The following is a 17,707-nucleotide window of genomic DNA, read 5'->3' as shown; positions in this document are numbered from 1 at the left end:
CCGTTTGTGTTCATTTTTGAACCGACACCATCCACGCGTCGGCACAGTCTGAGCGGCAACGAAGCGGTCGCCTGACCGCCCGAAGCGCCTCGGGACGGGAACTCAGGCCCGGCATCGGAGTTCCTTAGACGGACCTTTTCAGTCATCCGGCTCCGGCATGCGCCTGGAGCGCATGGAGCTTTGGGAAGATACGCGTAAGGGGGGTTCATGACCGGTCAATCCTCCGCTGCCCCAGGCAGCGACTTCAAGGATTTGCCGCGGGTGTCAACCGGCAGCGAAGGGCTGGACGACATCCTTGGCGGCGGCCTCGATGCCAACCGGATGTATCTCTACGAAGGCCGGCCGGGCACAGGCAAGACTACGATTGCGCTCCAATTCCTTCTTCGGGGCGTGCGCGACGGCGAACGCGTTCTCTACGTTTCGCTCTCCGAGACCAAGAGCGAGCTCACAGTGGTGGCACAGCGGCACGGCTGGTCGCTGGACGGCGTCGATATCTTCGAGCTCGTTCCACCGGAAACGACGCTTGATCCCGAGCGGGAGCTGACGGTTTTTCATCCCGCCGAGATGGAGCTGAGCGAGACCACAGGTCTGATCTTCAAGGAAGTCGAAAGGATCAATCCCACCCGCGTGGTGCTCGACAGCCTGTCCGAATTGCGCCTGCTGGCGCAGAACCCGCTTCGCTACAGGCGCCAGGTTCTGGCCCTGAAGCACTTCTTCACCAATCGCAACTGCACCGTGGTTCTGCTCGACGATCTGTCATCCTCCCAGGATGATCTGCAACTGCATTCGATCGCGCACGGCGTGGTGATGCTGGAGCAACTCGCCATCGATTACGGTGCCGAGCGGCGGCGGCTTCGCGTGATCAAGATGCGCGGCATCCGTTTCCGGGGCGGCTTCCACGACTTTACCATCACGCAAGGGGGGCTGCGGATCTTTCCCCGGCTCGTCGCAGCCGAACATCACAGATTATTCGATGGTGAGATGGTGACCAGCGGCAACCCCGAGCTCGACCAGCTCCTGGGAGGGGGGCTCGAGCGCGGCACCAACGCTCTTCTCCTCGGCGCGGCCGGCGTCGGCAAGTCGTCAGTTGCGCTAACCTACGCCATCGCGGCGGCGGAACGCGGCGAGCACGCCGTATTCTTCGCCTTCGATGAAGGACGCGGAACGGTTGAGGCACGCGCCAAAGCGCTCGGGCTGCCGCTGGACAAACATCTCGCGTCCGGAAATATCCGCTTTCAGCAGATCGATCCCGCCGAATTGTCGCCGGGTGAGTTCGCGGCAACGCTCCGCCGGAGCGTCGAGGTCGACAATGCCCGCATCATCGTCATCGACAGCCTGAACGGCTATCTGAACGCGATGCCGGATGAACGCTTCCTCGTTCTGCAGATGCATGAACTGCTCAGCTATCTGGCCCAGCAGGGCGTGCTCACCATCCTCATTCTCGCCCAGCATGGGCTTGTCGGTCCCATGGATACGCCGCTCGACCTCAGCTATTTGAGCGATGCAGTGGTGATGCTGCGTTATTTCGAGTTCGCCGGAACGGTTCGGCGCGCCTTGTCGGTCGTCAAGAAGCGAAGCGGCGGCCACGAGCATGGCATCCGCGAATTCCGACTCGGTAGCAACGGAATCAAGCTCGGCCCGCCACTTCATGAGTTCAGCGGCATCTTTTCCGGCAATCCCCGCTATACCGGCACGGCCCTCCCGGAAGGGCCGCTCGAATGAGCGCGCAGCGCGATCACCGCGTTCTCGTCTTCGCCCCGGTGGGCCGCGACGGACCGGCATCGGCCGAACTTTTGCGCAACGCGAACCTCGAGGCGATCAGTTGCCGGGACTTGGCCGAACTCGTCACCGAAATGGCGGCAGGCGTTGGCACCGTATTTCTTGCCGAGGAAGGATTGTTCGGCAAGGACACCGCGGCGCTGGCACAATGGATCGCCGGTCAGCCGCCGTGGTCCGATCTGCCTTTCGTCGTTCTCACCAGCCACCGGGAGCAGCCCTCGGTCATCGCCTGGCGACGCAGTATCGTCGAGCTTCTGCGCAACGTTTCGCTGCTCGAACGGCCGGTTCAACCGATCACGCTGACCAGCACCATCCAATCCGCACTGCGGGCTCGGCGGCGTCAATACGAGATCCGGGCTCTGCTCGAGGCGCGCGAGCAGACGGCCCAGGAGCTCGAGAAGCTGGTGATCGAGCGGACGAAGGCGCTGGAGGAAGCCAACACGCAGCTTCGCCTCGAGATCGAAGAGCGAGCACGCGTGGAGGAAACGCTTCGGCAGGCTCAGAAAATCGAGGCCATCGGCCAGCTCACCGGCGGCGTCGCGCATGACTTCAACAATCTCTTGATGGTGATTTCCGGCGGCCTCGACATGCTCGAACGCCAGACCGATCCGACCCGGCGCCGCCGCCTGATGGACGGGATGATCCAGGCGGCGCAGCGCGGAGCGAGCCTGACCAAGCAGCTTCTGGCATTCTCACGGCGGCAGAAACTCCGGCCGGAGCCTGTCGACGTCGCCGCGCAGATCGGCGGCATGCGTGAACTGCTCGATCGCAGTCTCAGGGGCGACGTCCATGTCGAATTCGACTTTCCGGAGCAGCTTTGGCCGGTGGAGGTCGATCCCGGCGAGCTCGAGCTGGTCATTCTCAACCTGGCCGTCAACGCCCGCGACGCCATGCCCAATGGCGGCACGATCATCGTGCGCGGCGAAAATCTACCCGACCTGAACGATGGGGAGATCGCCGGCGACTATGTCCGCTTGTCCGTCGTCGACACCGGTGTCGGCATGCCCCCGGAGATCATGTCGCGGGTGTTCGAGCCGTTCTTCACGACCAAAGACGTCGGCAAGGGGTCTGGACTGGGGCTCGCACAGGTCCATGGATTTGCGACGCAGTCGCGGGGCACGGTGCGAATTCAATCGAAGGTCGGCCGAGGCACGAGCATCGAGCTGTACCTGCCGCGATCCTTCGAGACTCCCTCCGACGAGCGACACCTCATCGACCTCACCAGGGTGCGCCCGAAAAAGAGCAATCAGGGCCAGATCCTGCTGGTGGAGGACGATAACGAGGTTGCCGCGCTGGTCAGCGAGATGCTCGGTCAGCTCGGCTACGAGGTCACACGCGCTTCCAGTGCCGCAGCAGCGCTCGGTGCCCTGGCGGACGGCCGTCCCATCGATCTGATCTTCTCCGACATCATGATGCCGGGCGGCATGAACGGGGTCGAGCTTGCGCGCGAGGTCAGGAAGAGACGAAGCGACATACCGATATTGCTGACCAGCGGATATGCCGAAGCCTCGGTCCATGAAGCGGAGAGCGCGGGTATCGAGATCCTGCCCAAGCCCTATCACATCGACGAGCTCGCCGCAGCCCTGGCCGCGGCGAAGTCAGGTCTTCGGCGCGATGCAGGCGCCAAACGCTCCAACTCGTGCTGAGAGTCCCTCCGGACTTCGCTGCGCTCAACTCCGAGCGCGATCTCAGGAGCCTTACCGGAAATATCCCAGCACGAGATCGATATCGGCGCTGCGGGCCGCCGTGCCGTTCAGCTCGGCGTCGATGACGCGGCGGCAGGCGTCCACCGCGGCGTGATCACCGAGGTCGTTGGCGGCTTCCAGCACGAGCCAGGCGGCGTCCACCGAGGCCTTGTCCGAAGCTGCGCCGCCGAGATCGGTGGCGCCGACATTGGCGAGATTCTTCTTGCGAACGGCGGTGCCGAATTGAGGTAACATTGCAGGTACTCCCCTCTCCTCAGTGGACCTGTCAGTGGACTTGAAGTTCGGGCTGACGGCCCGCATCGGCACCCGCGCCGGTCTTGCGCGACTGGTAGAACTTCAGAATGCTGCGCGACGTCTCGATCTTGAGCCGGCCGTACTCGCGCTCGTTGTCCTGGAGCTCGCGCGCCGTGATCAGATGATCCTTGGCGCCGAGGAACAACAGCGACATCGTCGTGTCCCAGGAGAAGTCGAGCGCCTTGCACAGCACCAGGATCATCTCGCGGTTGCGGTCCATCAGCGCGCGCTCGATCACGTCGACCGGCAGCGCCGACAGCAGCGACAGGCCGATCTGCACCTCGTCGAAGCGATGCTGGCGGGCATAGTTCGAGATCGAGTCCTGGTTGAGATTGCCCTGGCGATACTGCGTCGTGACCACGCGCTTGGCGACGAAATAGCTGCGCGAGGACGGGCCGAACTTGGACTGGAGATCGCCGGTGACCTCGGTGACCGAGCTCTGGATCTGCGACATCATCTCGGGCCGCTCGGTCTCGAGGCGGCGGCGGACGTCTTCGGAGGCTTTCGCGATCAGCTGCTGGAAGATGTGGCGCGGCACGTCCTTGCGCAGGCCGAGCTGCTCGGCAAGGATCGAATCGCCCTCGGCGCGGCGGACCATGTGCAAGAGACCCGAGCCGGAGAAGCGCGCGCCCTCGTTCTTGGCGACCGAAGTCACGACCTCCTGGTTGCCGCGCTTGACCAGCACGTCGGTCACGGCTTCGCCGATCGACTGGCGCTGCGAGATCGCCAGCAGATGCGCCTGGCCCTTGGTCATGGCGCTCTGGACCAGCATCTTCTCGTCGATGCGGTTGGAATCGCGTAGCACGGGACCGGCAACCGCGATCTCGTCGTCGAGGGCGAGCCTTTCGATGACGTTGAGCGGGGCGTGATCGCAGGCCGACATCACTTCGGAGAGCTGCGCGCGCGCAGCCACCTCGATCTCGTCGGCGAGCCGGCCGATCACCTCGCCGAACATGCTGATCTCGTCGTCGCTGTAGCGGCCGGTGATCAGGATGTCGGTCGCATGCCACAATGCACGCGCCCGGCTTTCGTCGGTGCCGCGCGCGATCGCGTCGTCCAGATCCTGCAGAAGCGATTTCGCCCCGTTCATCTCGATCACCCCAGTTCTTGGCAGCCCTTGGCGAGCCGTCCCGCCGCTCGCGGCGCGACGCCGAATTCCTCTGGGAACCCACGCTAGAGATGAAACGCGAGAATTCAGTAAAGTCGGCAAATCAGTTTTGCCGACGAAAATTCCGTCAAATGCGAGGGAATGGATTTACTGTTGTGCAAGAGCCGAGAAGCTTTGGGCACTGAAACCTCTCCGCGTCATGGCCGGGCTTGTTCCGGCCATCCACGCCTTGCCGCATGGCACAAAGAACGTGGATGCCCGGGACAAGCCCGGGCATGACGAGCATCGGCAACGGAGCACTTTAGATAGCGCCGTCTACGGATTCTGCGGCGTCAGCACAAGCGGCGGCTTCGGCCTGGGCTTGGCGGGCGGCGGGCCCGGGGCGGGCTTCACGTCGATGGCCGGAGGGAGCGGCGCGAGCTGCTGGCTCGCGAGCGGCGGGCTCGTCAGTGAAGGGCTTGTCAGTGAGGGGCTGGGCGCGGCGGGCGCGGCCTGCGGAGCTTTCGGGGTCGGCGCCACCCTGGGCTTTGCCGGCGCGCGGCGCGGGTCCTGGCCCGGCAGCGGCACGTTGGGTGGCGCCTGCTCGGTCGCTATCTCCGGGGACACCAGCGTCGGCAGCGCAGCGGTGGCCGGCGGCGGCTCGCCGCGCTCGATGGCGTCGAGCCGCCGCGTCTCGCGATCGATCGTGCGCACCGCAAGCCATGACGACAGCGGTGCGAGGTCGATGGTACGGCTCAGCCTGTCGGGCGGGCCTGCCGCAAACAGCTGGATCTCGGGCGGGGCGCCGGAAAGCCCGGTCATGATCGGCGTCAGGCTGGCGCGGATGTCGGCCTGGTCCGCCGGAATGTCGTAGCCGCCGGAGACGATGGCGCGGGCGTTCTTCGCTTCCAGCGGCGTTGCGCCGATGCGCAGGCGGCCGTCGCGGATCGTGAACGGAATCTGCGCCGAGGGCACCGCGATGCGCCCCGCCGACAGCGCGGGCTCGACGAGCTGCCGCAGCCGGTTGTCGTCATTGACCTGGCCGCCGTCGCTGGCGCGGATGGCGATCTCGAACGCACGCGGATTGAGGCCGGCGATCTCGGCGGATTCGAGCGTCACCGTGCCGTTGCCGGCGAGCGCACCGGTCAAGGCCGCGACGCTGCGGCCCTGGCTGGTCAGCGCCATCTGCACCGAGGCGCGCCCCTTGGGCAGGGCAAGGTCGCGATAGCGCAGCGCCGCCGCATCGACGTTGCTGAGCTCGATGCGCGCGTTCAGGGCAAGCCCACCCGCGCCATTGCGCGCGTCCAGGCTTGCGGACATGTCGCCGCCGCCGACGCCGCCCTTGAGCGCATCGAATGCGAGCGACTGGCCGTCGCTCCGGATCGTGCCGCCGAAGGGGCGCAGCTCGATGCCGCCGGGCAATGTTCCGCGTAAGGCCTGGAAGGCGATGCGGCCGCGCCAGCCGCTGACCAATCCTGCGCTGAGCGGCTCGCCGGACTCACGACCGGCTGCGCCGACGGCGATTGCGAGCGCCGGCGCCAGATCGAGCGAGTCGAGACCGACCTCGCCGTCGATGCTCTTGTCCTGATCGAGCGTCACCGAAACATGGCCGCGCAGATGCGAGCCCGCGGCATTGCCGTCGAGATCGCCGAAGGTCAGGCGATTGCCGGAGAGCGTGAGGCGGGAGGACAGGCTGACGTTCTGCGCCGACTTGCCGGCCGGGCTGGTCCCGAGCAGCGGCGCCAGATTGGCGTTGCGCACGCGCAGGTTCACGCTCGCCTTCGGTTCGAGCGATTTGGGTTCGAACGATTTGGGTTCGGACGGTTTGGACTCCGACCATTCGACGCTGCCTTGCGCGTCGGCATCGAGCCCGCCGCCGCTGAGCTTTGCGTTCAATTGCGAGGGACGGCGCCAGGCTCCGCTCAACCGTCCTTCGAATTGCGAGGCGCCCTCGCCCGCGGCCACGATGCGGTCGAGCCCCAGCAGTGCCAACAAGGCGCCGGCTTGCGGCGCCGCCACTTTCGCGTCCAGCGTGAAGTCGCTGTTGCGCAGGCGTTCGAGGTCGATACCGCCGATGGCGGCCGCCGGCGTCTGCGCGGCCAGGGTCGCCGTGGTCTTGAGCTGCGGTGCGTCGAGGTCGAGCACGAAGCGGGCATTGCTGCGATCGGCATGCTCGGCGTTCTTGTCGAGGCTGAGATCGAGCTTGAGACGGGTCGCGCCGGGCAAGGACGGGAGCGCATCGAGGCGCGCGCGCAGCGCGGGCGCGAACGGCTCGACCAGCGCGGTGAGCTCGCGCAGCGAATTGGCCGAGGATTTCAGCGCGAGCTTGCCGGTCGTCTTGGTGCGGTCGAAGCTGCCGCTCGCCTCCGAGGTCACGCCGCCGCCCTGGCCGAAGCGCAGCTGCTCCAGCGACAGCGACGCCGGGCTGTAGGCGAGCCTGGCTGCGAACGGCCGCAGCTCCTGGCCGGCGGAGATCGCGCGGCCAATATCGAGCGAGAGCTTTGCCTCTTCCGGCCATTCGCCTTGCGGCCCCGCCAGCGCGCGCACGAAGCTCGTGGCGGCATCGAGGTCGAGCCGGTCGGCCCTGAGGTCCGCATCGATCCGCGAGCCGTTGCTCGCGCCTGTCTGCACGAAGACGATGCGGCCTTCGATCGCGCCGCCATCGATGTCGGCCTTCAGCCTGTCGATGGCGAGATGATTGGCTGCGATGGTGACGTCGCCCGCGAGACGCAGCGGCCGCGTGCTGCGGCGGGTGATCTCGCTGCGGCCCTGCAGCCAGGCAACCAGCGTGTCGGGATCCGGGGATTCAACGCTGAGCCGGCCGCTGAAACTGTCGGCGCCGGGAGCCGCGCCATTGAGCGAGACCTGCGTCATGCCCGGCGCGCGCAGCTCCAGCCGCCGGAAGGTCCAGGACCGGCCGTCGGTCGCAAGCTCGGTCGCGATGTTCTGGAGCGGACGGCCGCCGAGCATGATCTGATCGGCATTGAACTCGATCTGGGCAGGGATCGGCACCTGCGGGATCGCCGCCAGCCCTGCGCGCAGCGCCGGCAGGACGCGCTGCGGATCGGCATCATCCTTGGCGGTCAGCCTGTCGGCATCGACCTGCCGCGCCGACAGCACCGCGCGCAGCAAGGGCGATGCGCCAAACCTGAGATCGCCGACGCCGCCGAGCTTCAGCGCGGTGTCCTCCGGGCCGAAGCTCGCGTCGATCTGGTCGAATTTGGCGCCGGCCGGATCGGCCTTGAGCCTGGTCGCCAGCTTCCAGGGCGTCGGCCCCGCCTCGGCCGCCTTCCTGGCCGCGGGCACGGCGAGAGTCAGCGCGCCCTCGAATTTCGGCTGGCGATTGTCGAAGGCGAGCACGCCCTCGAGATCGGCGAGGATGGCGCGCTCGCCGGGATCGATGTTGAGGTGGAGACGGGTGGCGCTGCCGTCGGCGCTGGGGCCGGAGGAGACGCGGAACGGGTAGCGCACGCCGCGCGCGGTGAAGCTGCCATCGCCCCGCACCGAGCCTGCGAGCGAGCGCACATCGCCGGAGAAGGCGATATCGTTCAATTCCAGCGTCGAGCGGCTGGCGGCATCGTGCAAGGCGATGCGGCCGGTGAGGTTCAGCCGCTCGATGGCGAGGGAGGCCAGGTTGAAGGTGCCGCTCGCGGTGGAGGGCAAATCGACCCGTCCGCGCGCGTCCAGACCAAGATCGACCGCCATGCCGCCGACCGAAAGCTCGGTGGCGCGCCATTCGCCGCGCATCAGGGAGCCGAGGCTGAACTCGACATCGAGCTTGTCGGCGCGCAGGCGGCCGAGATCGTTGTTGCCGCCGAAGGTGACGCCGCGCAGCCGCAGCGTCGGCGCCGGCAACAGCCGCGCATCGAGCTCGCCCGCCACCCGCACCGGCACGCCGATGATCTTGCCGGCCTCCGCCTCGAACTGGGGCCTGAACTGGTTCCAGTCGATGTAGTAAGGCCCGATCAGCGCGGCCAGCAGCGCAATGATGAAGGCAATCGCCAATCCGAGCAGCGTCGTCTGCACGGGTCTCCCCTCGGCCAAACCGGCCTGGGCCGAAGCTGAGAGCCTCAGGCGCGCCGGAACAGCCCCTTATATAGGGGGAAGTATGGCGAAGTCACAGCGACTGTTGCGCGCGGAGGTTAACGCTGAGCGCCCCCTCACCAGCTCGCCGGCAGCCGCCTCAGCCCGCGCAGCACGAAGGTCGGCCGCCATTCCGGGGTCTCGATGTCGTCGATGCGCAAATCCGGCAGCCGCCGCAGCAGCGTGGCGATGGCGATCTCGGCCTCGATCCGCGCCAATTGGGCCCCAAGGCAGAAATGGATGCCGCCGCCGAACGACAGCGGCTTGACGTTCGCCCGGGTGACGTCCAGCCGGTCGGGCCTGTCGGGGTAGACCGCGCCATCGCGGTTGGCCGAGCCGAGCAGGCACAGCACGGTCTCGCCCTTGGGGATCGTCACGCCGCCGAGGTCCTCGATCTCCTCCAGCGTGACGCGCCCGGTCATCTGCACCGAGGAATCATAGCGCAGGAACTCCTCGATCGCGTTCGTCATCAGCTCCGGTTTCGCTTTCAGGAGCGCAAGCTGATCCGGGTTGCGGTGGAGCGCGAGCAGGCCGTTGCCGATCAGGTTGACCGTGGTCTCGTGGCCTGCGCCGAACAGCAGGATGATGTTGGCGGTCAGCTCCTCGTTGGTGAGCTTGTTGCCGTCCTCCTCGGCCTGCACCAGCTGGGTGATGAGGTCGTCGCCGGGATTCTTGCGGCGCAGCTCGAACAGCTGCTGGAAATACATCTGCGCCATCAGGTTGGCGGCGTTGCCCTGGCGGATCTCCTCCGGCGAGAGCGGCACGGGGTCGAGCAGCCGTCCGCCGTCGCGCGAGCTCTTGTAGAACACTTCGCGATGCTCCTCGGGGATGCCGAGCATGTCGCAGATGATGGTGACGGGCAGGCGGAAGGCGAAATCCTCGATCAGGTCCATGTGGCCGCGCTCGATCACGGCATCGATCGCCTGGTCGACGATCTCCTGGATCCGCGGCCGCATGTCCTCGACGCGACGGGCGGTGAAGGCCTTCACGACGAGGCCGCGCAGGCGGGTGTGGTCCGGCGGATCGGCTTGCAGCATCCAGTAGCTCATGCTGCGAAACACCGGCTCCTTCATGATCTCCGGGCCGTAGCGGCGCGTGGTGCGCTCGACGAAATCCTTGCCGAAGCGCTTGTCACGCAGCACGAGACTGACCTCGGCGTGCCGGCTGGCGACGTACTGGCCGAAAGGCGTCACGTGGATCGGATCGACGGTGCGCAGCCGTTCATAATGCGGATAGGGATCGCGGATGAAATCCGGCGAGAGCGGGTTGAACAGCGGTCCGCCAGCGGGTTGCACTTGCTCGTTCATGGTGACCTCGGATCGGTTGCCGCATGACACGCATACGCAAGGCTGCCCACCGCCCGGCGTAACCATCCCTGTAAATTATCAACTCGATACATTGTTGTATCGAGTTGCATTCTGCCCTAAGCTGCGCCGATGTCAAGGTTGAGAACCAGGCCGACCAGGGACGACACGCGCGAGGCGCTGTTCGAGGCGGCCGCGCGCGTGTTCGAGGAGGACGGCATCGGCGGCGCCAGCATCGAGGCAATCGCGGCGGCGGCGGGCTTCACCCGCGGCGCGTTCTATTCGAACTTCAAGAGCAAGGACGAATTGATCATCGCCATGCTCGAGGACCATGTCGCGCAGTCGATCCGGCGCAACATGGACATCCTGGCGCAGCACGACAATCTCGACGATTTCATCGCGGCGCTGAAGACGATGGATCGCAGCCGCCAGGATCCGCTCGGCCGCTCGCCGCTGCTGCACATGGAGATGATCCTGTTCGTCGCGCGCGCCGAAAAGCGCCGCCCGGAGCTTGCCAAGCGCCTGCGCGCGCGGCGCAAGCTGGTCGCCGACATCATCGAAGCGACATCGAAGAGCAACGGGCGCAACGTCAATCTGAACCCGCCCTGGATCGCCTCCGTCGTGCTCGCGCTGGAAGACGGCTTTCGCCTGCACCGGCTGATCGACCCCGAGACGACGCCGGCCGACAGTTTTTTGCGCGCGATCACGGATCTCCGGCGCAGGACGGGACTAGCCTCGGCCTAACGGGTGCCTCCCGCGGGCGGCGCAGCTGCGCCGATAGGCGCCAGCCCTTCTCGCCGCTTTCCGAGACGGATCTGAGCTGTTTCGCCGCCTGCTCGGTGGCAGCTCCTTCTTACTTCTTCTTTCCAGGTCCGAAATCCGGTTGCCAAGCGGCTTCCTTGCGGGACGGGGCCGCGGCGATCACCTTGGCCTTTTCCTTCTTCGGCTTCTTGGCTTCGCGGTTGCCACGTTGCTGGCCCTTGGCCATGTCGCTCTCCCTTGCTGGTTTGAGTTCGTCGAATTCATTCGGCTGCAGGACACGGCCGCGCGGGGTGCAGACCCTGACATCCATGTAGCCTTCGCGCAGCAGCTTTTCCGCGAGACGCAGCGCGACCGTCGCAGTTCCATGACCGAGATTGGAACTGCCGTATTCGTTGGTGCCGCTGACCAGATACGGCACGCGTGTTGTCCTAGCCATTGAGCACCGCAGCGGCGCACACGAGAAGCAGCAGAAACAGCGGAACGATCACCGGCGGCACGATCCATTCCGAGATGCGAACACGCGACATCGAACGCTCCTGCGAACCTTTGGCGGGAGCACACGTGACCCTCAGTCACCGGTCGATGCCGTTGAGAAGCGCGGTGATGGCAACGAGCCTACGCTCACGCCGAACCAATAGCGAGCAGTAAATGCGTCGCGGGCTAGCCTCGCTCCGTGGCAACTAGCGTTCGCCAGCGTGCAGACGATAGTGCTGGCTATTGGCCCGCCAAAGGCGCATGGTCGCAACAGCCGGCACCGGTTGGGGCTTCACTTGCGAAAGGCAGGCGTGCATGACCATCCGTTCGCGGCGAGAGACCGTCGTCTTCAGACATCCGTTCCAAATCCGCGGCGTCGCGCGCATCTTGCCGGCGGGCACCTACGAGGTCGTCACGGATGAGGAGACGATCGACGGCTTGACTTTCGCCGCCTATCGCCGAATTGCCACGATGATCACTGTGCCCGCCGAGGGCGCACGCGGGACCATGGAGGTACTGTCGATCGGTTCTGTCGATCTTGCTGATGCGCAAGCAGCGGACGCGAGCATCGTCAATGAATGACCGGCCGGTCGATCTCGACAAGCACCGTGGCATGGCCGCGCAGAAGGCCACCGACCTGCGCCGCGCGCTGGCCGAGGTCGAGGCCCATCTCAGGGAGCTGCGCGAGCGCGAGGCCGATCTCGAACACCGCATGATGACCGTACCTGCGGCGTCATGGCCGGAGGCCGCGGTGAAGGCGCGTCATCTGCTCAACCTCTATGCTGCGAGTCTTCCGGCAGAGGACACGCGCCACCGCGCGCTCGTGTCGGCGCTGTTCGACGATTTCGCACGCCTGTCCGGGGACGGCTGAGCGGAGCGACGGCCGGCTGCATTCTACGCGCATGCTGGCGCGAGCCAGGAAGCCGACCTGATATGGAGTAGGCCATGACACTGACGAGCGGCCGCTTTATCGGCCATGAATACGAGCGGATGATCGTGCGGTTCTCGATGCATGACGGCGCCCGGGAGATTCCTTGCGCGATTTCGACCTCCGCGATGGACGGTCTCGAGCAGGGCCCGCAAGTCAGGCCCGAGCAGCGGGAAGCCCAATTCGCTCGTCTACGGGATCGCATCGAAGCATGCGCTGCGAACAAGTATCGCGCCACAGAATTCGAAGGTACCCCGCCGGGCATCGTGCTGCGAGGCATCGATTTCAGGCGATAGGATCTCGGCCCCAAGCAAAATAGCCTGCGACCGGAAAGCAGATCGTTGCTACTCCGGCCTTGCCTTGATCTCCGGCAAGGGCGGCTTGCGTTCGAAAGGCTTCTTTTTCGGTGGCGCGGGCAGCAATCCCTCCCTGATCGCCTGCTTGCGAGCCAGCTTGCGAGCGCGGCGAATGGCCTCGGACTTCTCGCGGGTCTTTCTCTCCGACGGCTTTTCGTAGGACCGTCGCTGCTTCATCTCCCGGAAGACGCCCTCGCGCTGCATCTTCTTCTTGAGAACGCGAAGTGCCTGCTCAACATTGTTTTCTCTGACGAGTACGTGCAATTGATCCTCCTGGCTCGGGCTGCGAATGCGACACGTCCTGCAGCGCAGCCAATTGCGCAGGAGCTTCATTGCGATGTGTGAGATAGTGAGCCGCGACATTGGTCGCGGCTTCGGACGAGCCGATCTGCTTGTCACGGCGAGCAGCTTGGTGGCGTCACGTGACCATTGTCGTGCTGCGCTGTCAATCGATAACGCCTTGCTCGCAGATCGATGGACAAGCGCCGCGGAACAGAAGAAGCGCATCGCAGCAAACAAACTGGCTTCGCTCCTTGCAAATGCGCGAAAGTTGTATATATTGAAGTTGTTCGATTAGCCGCTGTGCCTTGTTGAATGCGCCCGCGGGCTCCTTTTCCAAAGACATCGACGAAGTTGAAGGTAACCGCGCGATTGTCGCGCGGGATGCGCTCGCGCGCTTTGGAGAAGAAAATGACGACAGGTACGGTCAAGTGGTTTAACGGCCAAAAGGGCTTCGGTTTCATCCAGCCAAACGACGGTGGCAACGACGTGTTCGTTCACATCAGCGCCGTTGAAAGGGCTGGGCTTGCCGGTCTCGGCGAAGGCCAACAGGTCAACTTCGAGATCAAGACCGACAAGATGCGAGGCAAAGTCAGCGCCGAGAACCTCTCGCTGGCTTGAGATCGTTGCGCCGTTTCACGGATGTACTGAAACGGTCGCTTTGCCCGCTCAATCCCTGGATTGAGCGGGTTTAGTCTTTGCGGATCCGGGTGAACGATGAGCAGCAAGAAGCCGGCAGAGCCGTCACCCGAAAGCATCACACGTTCCGATCGCAAGCGCCTGGCCGCCGAAGAGGGCGCGCGGGCATTGGCGGACGTGGAAAGGCAAGCCATCGAGGTTCGCAAGAACATGGCGCGACTTCGAGAGGCGCGCCAGGCGAGGGAAGCGGCCGATGAAGCTCTTCGATCGACTTTGCCGGCGCCCAAGCTCAAGAAGCGGACAAGGAAGTTGGCGCGATAGCCGTCTTCAACGCCGCCTGCGAAATCTGAAGTGCCGATCCCATGCCGGAGAGTGCAGATCGTGCCTCGCATAAAGCCAGATCACGGAACCATCACATTCTTTCTCGCGTCCGGCGCAAATCGGCAGATGTGCCGGCTTGCAACGACATTCAACACGCAGAAGCAGGCCTTCAGCTATCTACAGAAGCATCGCACGGAGTTCGAGCGCATGGCGCGGGCGCGCCTGGCTTCAGGAGAGCTCGAGGAAGGCATTGTCGTGCTTTCGATGCTCTAGCGTTACACGTGATGAGCACGAGCACACATTGCGATTTCATCGGCGATCTCATGGCGATCTCAATTGACCAGCCTGACTTTCTCGTAGACGAATGTCGCTGTCAGAACAGGGCCATCCGCATTCCGAACATTGATGGCGAGGCCGTCGCTGCTGGCGAGCGGGTCGCGCTGCTTGACAATGTCGGCAAGAGACAGCGCCGCCTCGATCTCCGCGGCCCGCCGGCTGGCCAGATCGAGACCTTCCTCGTCGACAACGAGCGCTTCACCATCCCAAATATCAAAGTAGAACTGCGACACTAACCCGTCCTCTCGGACCGGTCTCGCCGTTCAGCCTCCCTTGCCAACCGTTCAGCCTTCAGTCGCTCTCGATTGTCGTGGAAGACCCGTTCTGCCTTCTCATAGTCGGTCGCGGGCTTCGTCGCGGTCTGCTTGAAGAGCTTGTTCGCCTCGGTCGTTGCACGCGATTGGGAATGCCTTCGCATTGCTCGTCCTCCTGTCGCTGGTGATTCGAAGTCCGCCGGTGCCGGCGGCTTTGTTGCTCGTCCTATTCCGGGATCGGCTTGCTGCGTCTGAGACACTACTGCGGTGGCGCTGCTTTTCCGGTCTTTTCATTGGGCCCGTGCAGTTTGCAAACAGGACGTGGCGCCTGCCCGCCGGCGGAGCACCAAGCCGCAGGCCGCGAATGCGTTCCTACCGTCCGGCAATATTGCCCAAAGGCGGCTACGCCGACTGCTTCACAGCAGCCCTGTCCGCTACAAGGTCCAGCCGCCCCAGCATCGCCCTCGCCTGCTCGGCGCAATGCTCGATCAGCCAGCGCTCGAAGGCGACCGGCGGCAGGGGCGGCGCGTAGAGGAAGCCCTGGACGATGTCGCAGCCTAGCTCGGCCAGCGTCTTGCGCTGCCCCTCGGTCTCGACCCCCTCGGCGACCACGCTCATGCCGAGGCCCTGGCCGACGCGGACCACGGCGGTGGCGATCGCGAGCGCGCCCGCGTCCTGCTCGATGTCGCGCATGAAACTGCGGTCGATCTTGAGCTCGCGGATCGGCAGATGCGCTAGCCGGCTGAGGCTGGAATAGCCGGTGCCGAAATCGTCCACCGAGAGGCCGACGCCGAGCTCGCGGATCGCGTTCATCGTCTCCAGCGCCGCGGCGCCGTCCTGCATGAACGCGCCTTCGGTGATCTCCAGCATCAGCGCATCCGGCGGCAGATCGTGCTCGGCCAGGATGTCCTTGAGCCGCGCGGCCAGCGTGACGTTGCGGAAATTGATCGGCGACAGATTGACCGAGACGCAGGGGATGTTGAGCCCGGCGCGGCGCCAGCTCGCCATCTGACGGCAGGCCTCGCGCACGGACCACATACCGATCTGCTCGATCAGCCCGCATTCCTCGGCGAGCGGGATGAACTTTGCCGGCGAGACGTCGCCGAGCACGGCATCGCGCCAGCGCGCGAGCGCCTCGACGCCGTGGATCGCACCGTCGCAGCTGCGAATCTGCGGCTGATAGCTGAGGCTCAGCACACCTTCCGCGACGGCGCGGCGCAACGCCGCGATCAGCGCCAGCCGCTGCTCCGCGAGCACGTTCATCTCGGCACTGAAGAGGCGATGCGTCGAGCGTCCGGCCTGCTTGGCCATGTACATGGCGGCGTCCGCCTGCTGCATCAATGTGTCGATGTCGGTGGCGTGATCCGGATAGAGGCTGATTCCGATGCTGGCGGACATCGGCATCAGCTTCGATCCGAGCCGCAACGGTGCGGACAGGGCCTCGGTGATCCCGGCCGCGATGCGCTCAGCGGCCTCGGCATTGCGTTGCGGCAGCAGGATGACGAACTCGTCGCCGCCGAGCCGTCCCAGCATGTCGTCGGGACCGATCTGCTCGCGCAGGCGCTGCGCGAGCAGGATCAAGAGCTCGTCGCCGGCGGCGTGGCCGAGCGTGTCGTTGACGTCCTTGAAATGATCGACGTCAAGGAAGGCGAGCGCGACATGGCCTCCGGTCGGACAGGCATTGATCGCGGTCGTGATCAGGTGGCGCAGCTGCGCGCGGTTCGGCAGGCCGGTGAGCATGTCGTGATAGGCGAGCCGCGCGATTTCGGCGCGCGCCTCCTTGCGCTCGATCGCGAACGCGCCGAGGTTGACGCAGGCATCGACGATCTGGCGGTGCCATCGGCTCGGCGCCCGCGGTTCGCGATAATAGAAACCGAAGGTGCCGATGACCCGGCCGTCCTTGGCCTTGATCGGCGTCGACCAGCAGGCGCGCAAGCCCACTTCGAGCGGCCGCGCCTTGTAGGGCTGCCAGCGCGGATCGGCATCGATGTCGGCGACCAGAACCGGAATGCCGTAGAAGGCTCCGGTTCCGCACGTGCCGACCTCGGGACCGATCGCGATGCCGTCGAGCGAACGGGAATAGTCCTCGGGCAAGCTCGGGCCGCCCAGCGGATGGAGCAAGCCGGCGGCATCGACGTGCAGCAGCGAGCAGACGACGCCGGGCGCGATCTGCTCGACGCGGCGGCACAGCCGATCGGCAATCTCGGTGATCGGCGCCTCGTCGGCGAGCGCCGCCATGATTAGTTGCTGCAACGAGCGCAGCTGCCGGGATTCGGTGATGTCCTCGAGCAGCGCAAAGATGTGCTTGACCCGGCCTTTCTTGTCGCGGAAGGCGTCGATCCGGGCAGAGACCCAGATCTCCTCACCATCCCTGTCGTAGACGAGCACCTCGGCCTCGTCGCGCTGGCCGCCATGCATCAGCCGCTTGACGAGCTTCGCAATCGCCTTGCGATCGGTGTGGCGGCCGGCAATGAGCTCGCCCGCGCGGCGGCCTTCGGCCTCCTCGCTGGTATAGCCGAACAGCGCCGTGAACGCGGAATTGACGTAGACGATGTTCTGCTCGACGTCGGTGATGATCACCACGCGGTTGGTCTGGTCAGAGACCGCGTGGAGAAGTGCGATCCTGGCGCGGCGTTCGGCATCGAGGGTGACGTCGCGCGCGAACACGATGTGATGGGTCGCGCCGTCGGCCGTCGCCGAAGATATCGCGATCTGCGCCTTGATACGGCTGCCGTCGTGCCGCACGAGGCTGATCTCCTCGCGGAAATCTGCGGTCGCACCGGCGCTTAGGCATTTGAGGGTGAGGACGGCGGCATCGCGGCCGAGCACCTCGGCGGCGGCGAATTTCCAGATCCGGTCCGCGGCGGGGTTGAAATGGATGACGCGATGCGCCTCATCGACGATGACGATGCCGTCGTCGGCGCGCTCGAGCGCGGCGCGCAGCACGTCAGGAGTTTCTGTCGCAAGGTGATCGGAGGCGGACATCGTCGGGACCAGCGGCATCGGGAAATGCGGCAATCGGCGAGAGGTTAATGCTCCGATGGTGTCCAAGACGTTTTTGCAGTTCCGTCGCGCCGCGCCAAGAGACGGCATGATTAACGCTTC

At 65.3% G+C, this 17,707-nt stretch carries 17 protein-coding genes; 9 read left to right on the top strand and 8 right to left on the bottom strand.

The genetic code is table 11. The features are described 5' to 3' along the window. Window positions 1-207: 207 nt before the first annotated feature. Together I6F28_RS25175 and I6F28_RS25170 are read left to right on the top strand one after the other, a co-directional pair. Window positions 208-1,722, top strand: a complete 1,515-nt coding sequence (locus tag I6F28_RS25175) for an ATPase domain-containing protein (protein WP_225114693.1) — start codon at window positions 208-210, stop codon at window positions 1,720-1,722. Then, window positions 1,719-3,425 carry an ATP-binding protein gene (locus I6F28_RS25170; RefSeq protein WP_225114692.1) on the top strand — a complete coding sequence of 569 codons (1,707 nt, stop codon included), beginning with the start codon at window positions 1,719-1,721 and terminating at the stop codon, window positions 3,423-3,425. Before I6F28_RS25175 ends, I6F28_RS25170 begins: the two co-directional genes overlap by 4 nt. A gap of 51 nt (window positions 3,426-3,476) precedes the next feature. Here I6F28_RS25170 and I6F28_RS25165 read toward each other — a convergent pair whose 3' ends face one another. The 4 genes from I6F28_RS25165 to I6F28_RS25150 form a co-directional block, all read right to left on the bottom strand. After that, window positions 3,477-3,719 carry a hypothetical protein gene (locus tag I6F28_RS25165; protein WP_225114691.1) on the bottom strand — a complete coding sequence of 81 codons (243 nt, stop codon included), beginning with the start codon at window positions 3,717-3,719 and terminating at the stop codon, window positions 3,477-3,479. 31 nt (window positions 3,720-3,750) lie between these two features. Continuing rightward, window positions 3,751-4,869, bottom strand: a complete 1,119-nt coding sequence (locus I6F28_RS25160) for a DUF2336 domain-containing protein (RefSeq protein WP_036037435.1) — start codon at window positions 4,867-4,869, stop codon at window positions 3,751-3,753. A 333-nt stretch (window positions 4,870-5,202) separates the two neighbouring features. Then, on the bottom strand, window positions 5,203-8,892 hold the full coding sequence (locus I6F28_RS25155) for an AsmA family protein (protein WP_225141594.1): 3,690 nt from the start codon (window positions 8,890-8,892) through the stop codon (window positions 5,203-5,205). A 134-nt stretch (window positions 8,893-9,026) separates the two neighbouring features. Beyond that, window positions 9,027-10,256 (bottom strand): cytochrome P450, encoded by a 1,230-nt coding sequence (locus tag I6F28_RS25150; protein WP_036037420.1) that lies wholly within the window; start codon window positions 10,254-10,256, stop codon window positions 9,027-9,029. 129 nt (window positions 10,257-10,385) lie between these two features. On the opposite strand from I6F28_RS25150, the gene I6F28_RS25145 reads away from it, so the two are divergent. Next, window positions 10,386-10,997 carry a TetR/AcrR family transcriptional regulator gene (locus I6F28_RS25145; protein ID WP_225141592.1) on the top strand — a complete coding sequence of 204 codons (612 nt, stop codon included), beginning with the start codon at window positions 10,386-10,388 and terminating at the stop codon, window positions 10,995-10,997. Between the two features lie 109 nt (window positions 10,998-11,106). On the opposite strand, the gene I6F28_RS25140 is transcribed toward I6F28_RS25145, so the two are convergent. Continuing rightward, window positions 11,107-11,433: a hypothetical protein gene (locus tag I6F28_RS25140; RefSeq protein WP_225141590.1), complete on the bottom strand. Its 327-nt coding sequence runs from the start codon at window positions 11,431-11,433 to the stop codon at window positions 11,107-11,109. Between the two features lie 371 nt (window positions 11,434-11,804). Here I6F28_RS25140 and I6F28_RS25135 point away from each other — a divergent pair, with 371 nt between their 5' ends. The 3 genes from I6F28_RS25135 to I6F28_RS25125 all read left to right on the top strand — a co-directional run bounded on the left by I6F28_RS25135 (window position 11,805) and on the right by I6F28_RS25125 (window position 12,713). Then, window positions 11,805-12,071 carry a hypothetical protein gene (locus I6F28_RS25135; protein WP_225141588.1) on the top strand — a complete coding sequence of 89 codons (267 nt, stop codon included), beginning with the start codon at window positions 11,805-11,807 and terminating at the stop codon, window positions 12,069-12,071. Further along, window positions 12,064-12,360 carry a hypothetical protein gene (locus I6F28_RS25130; protein ID WP_225141586.1) on the top strand — a complete coding sequence of 99 codons (297 nt, stop codon included), beginning with the start codon at window positions 12,064-12,066 and terminating at the stop codon, window positions 12,358-12,360. Before I6F28_RS25135 ends, I6F28_RS25130 begins: the two co-directional genes overlap by 8 nt. Before the next feature lie 74 nt (window positions 12,361-12,434). Further along, window positions 12,435-12,713 (top strand): DUF1488 family protein, encoded by a 279-nt coding sequence (locus I6F28_RS25125; RefSeq protein WP_036024960.1) that lies wholly within the window; start codon window positions 12,435-12,437, stop codon window positions 12,711-12,713. A 48-nt stretch (window positions 12,714-12,761) separates the two neighbouring features. Here I6F28_RS25125 and rpsU read toward each other — a convergent pair whose 3' ends face one another. Continuing rightward, entirely contained in the window at window positions 12,762-13,037 is a 276-nt protein-coding gene (gene rpsU, locus I6F28_RS25120) for a 30S ribosomal protein S21 (protein ID WP_225141643.1), read from the bottom strand. Between the two features lie 426 nt (window positions 13,038-13,463). Between rpsU and I6F28_RS25115 the strand changes: the two genes are divergently transcribed. The 3 genes from I6F28_RS25115 (at window position 13,464) to I6F28_RS25105 (ending at window position 14,285) form a co-directional block, all read left to right on the top strand. Next, window positions 13,464-13,673, top strand: a complete 210-nt coding sequence (locus I6F28_RS25115) for a cold-shock protein (protein ID WP_109145937.1) — start codon at window positions 13,464-13,466, stop codon at window positions 13,671-13,673. A gap of 96 nt (window positions 13,674-13,769) precedes the next feature. After that, complete coding sequence (locus tag I6F28_RS25110; protein ID WP_109144944.1) at window positions 13,770-14,012, top strand: transcriptional regulator; 243 nt, start codon at window positions 13,770-13,772, stop codon at window positions 14,010-14,012. Between the two features lie 51 nt (window positions 14,013-14,063). Then, on the top strand, window positions 14,064-14,285 hold the full coding sequence (locus I6F28_RS25105) for a hypothetical protein (protein ID WP_036006506.1): 222 nt from the start codon (window positions 14,064-14,066) through the stop codon (window positions 14,283-14,285). Window positions 14,286-14,344: 59 nt separating this feature from the next. Here the strand turns inward: I6F28_RS25105 and I6F28_RS25100 are convergent, their stop codons facing one another. Further along, window positions 14,345-14,581: a DUF6894 family protein gene (locus tag I6F28_RS25100; RefSeq protein WP_074448133.1), complete on the bottom strand. Its 237-nt coding sequence runs from the start codon at window positions 14,579-14,581 to the stop codon at window positions 14,345-14,347. Between the two features lie 423 nt (window positions 14,582-15,004). Further along, complete coding sequence (locus tag I6F28_RS25090) at window positions 15,005-17,587, bottom strand: EAL domain-containing protein (protein ID WP_225141584.1); 2,583 nt, start codon at window positions 17,585-17,587, stop codon at window positions 15,005-15,007. Between the last annotated feature and the right edge of the window lie 120 nt (window positions 17,588-17,707).

The sequence above is a fragment of the Bradyrhizobium sp. NBAIM14 genome (genome assembly GCF_020193895.1).
Taxonomy (GTDB): Bacteria; Pseudomonadota; Alphaproteobacteria; order Rhizobiales; family Xanthobacteraceae; genus Bradyrhizobium; species Bradyrhizobium yuanmingense.
Note: the sequence above shows the minus strand (reverse complement) of the source record. Positions and strands in the feature narration are given on the sequence as shown.

Coding starts and splice junctions, on each gene's coding strand:
- I6F28_RS25175 (WP_225114693.1), top strand. CDS start 208: ATGACCGGTCAATCCTCCGCTGCCCCAGGCAGCGACTTCAAGGATTTG.
- I6F28_RS25170 (WP_225114692.1), top strand. CDS start 1,719: ATGAGCGCGCAGCGCGATCACCGCGTTCTCGTCTTCGCCCCGGTGGGC.
- I6F28_RS25165 (WP_225114691.1), bottom strand. CDS start 3,719: ATGTTACCTCAATTCGGCACCGCCGTTCGCAAGAAGAATCTCGCCAAT.
- I6F28_RS25160 (WP_036037435.1), bottom strand. CDS start 4,869: ATGAACGGGGCGAAATCGCTTCTGCAGGATCTGGACGACGCGATCGCG.
- I6F28_RS25150 (WP_036037420.1), bottom strand. CDS start 10,256: ATGAACGAGCAAGTGCAACCCGCTGGCGGACCGCTGTTCAACCCGCTC.
- I6F28_RS25145 (WP_225141592.1), top strand. CDS start 10,386: ATGTCAAGGTTGAGAACCAGGCCGACCAGGGACGACACGCGCGAGGCG.
- I6F28_RS25135 (WP_225141588.1), top strand. CDS start 11,805: ATGACCATCCGTTCGCGGCGAGAGACCGTCGTCTTCAGACATCCGTTC.
- I6F28_RS25130 (WP_225141586.1), top strand. CDS start 12,064: ATGAATGACCGGCCGGTCGATCTCGACAAGCACCGTGGCATGGCCGCG.
- I6F28_RS25125 (WP_036024960.1), top strand. CDS start 12,435: ATGACACTGACGAGCGGCCGCTTTATCGGCCATGAATACGAGCGGATG.
- I6F28_RS25115 (WP_109145937.1), top strand. CDS start 13,464: ATGACGACAGGTACGGTCAAGTGGTTTAACGGCCAAAAGGGCTTCGGT.
- I6F28_RS25110 (WP_109144944.1), top strand. CDS start 13,770: ATGAGCAGCAAGAAGCCGGCAGAGCCGTCACCCGAAAGCATCACACGT.
- I6F28_RS25090 (WP_225141584.1), bottom strand. CDS start 17,587: ATGTCCGCCTCCGATCACCTTGCGACAGAAACTCCTGACGTGCTGCGC.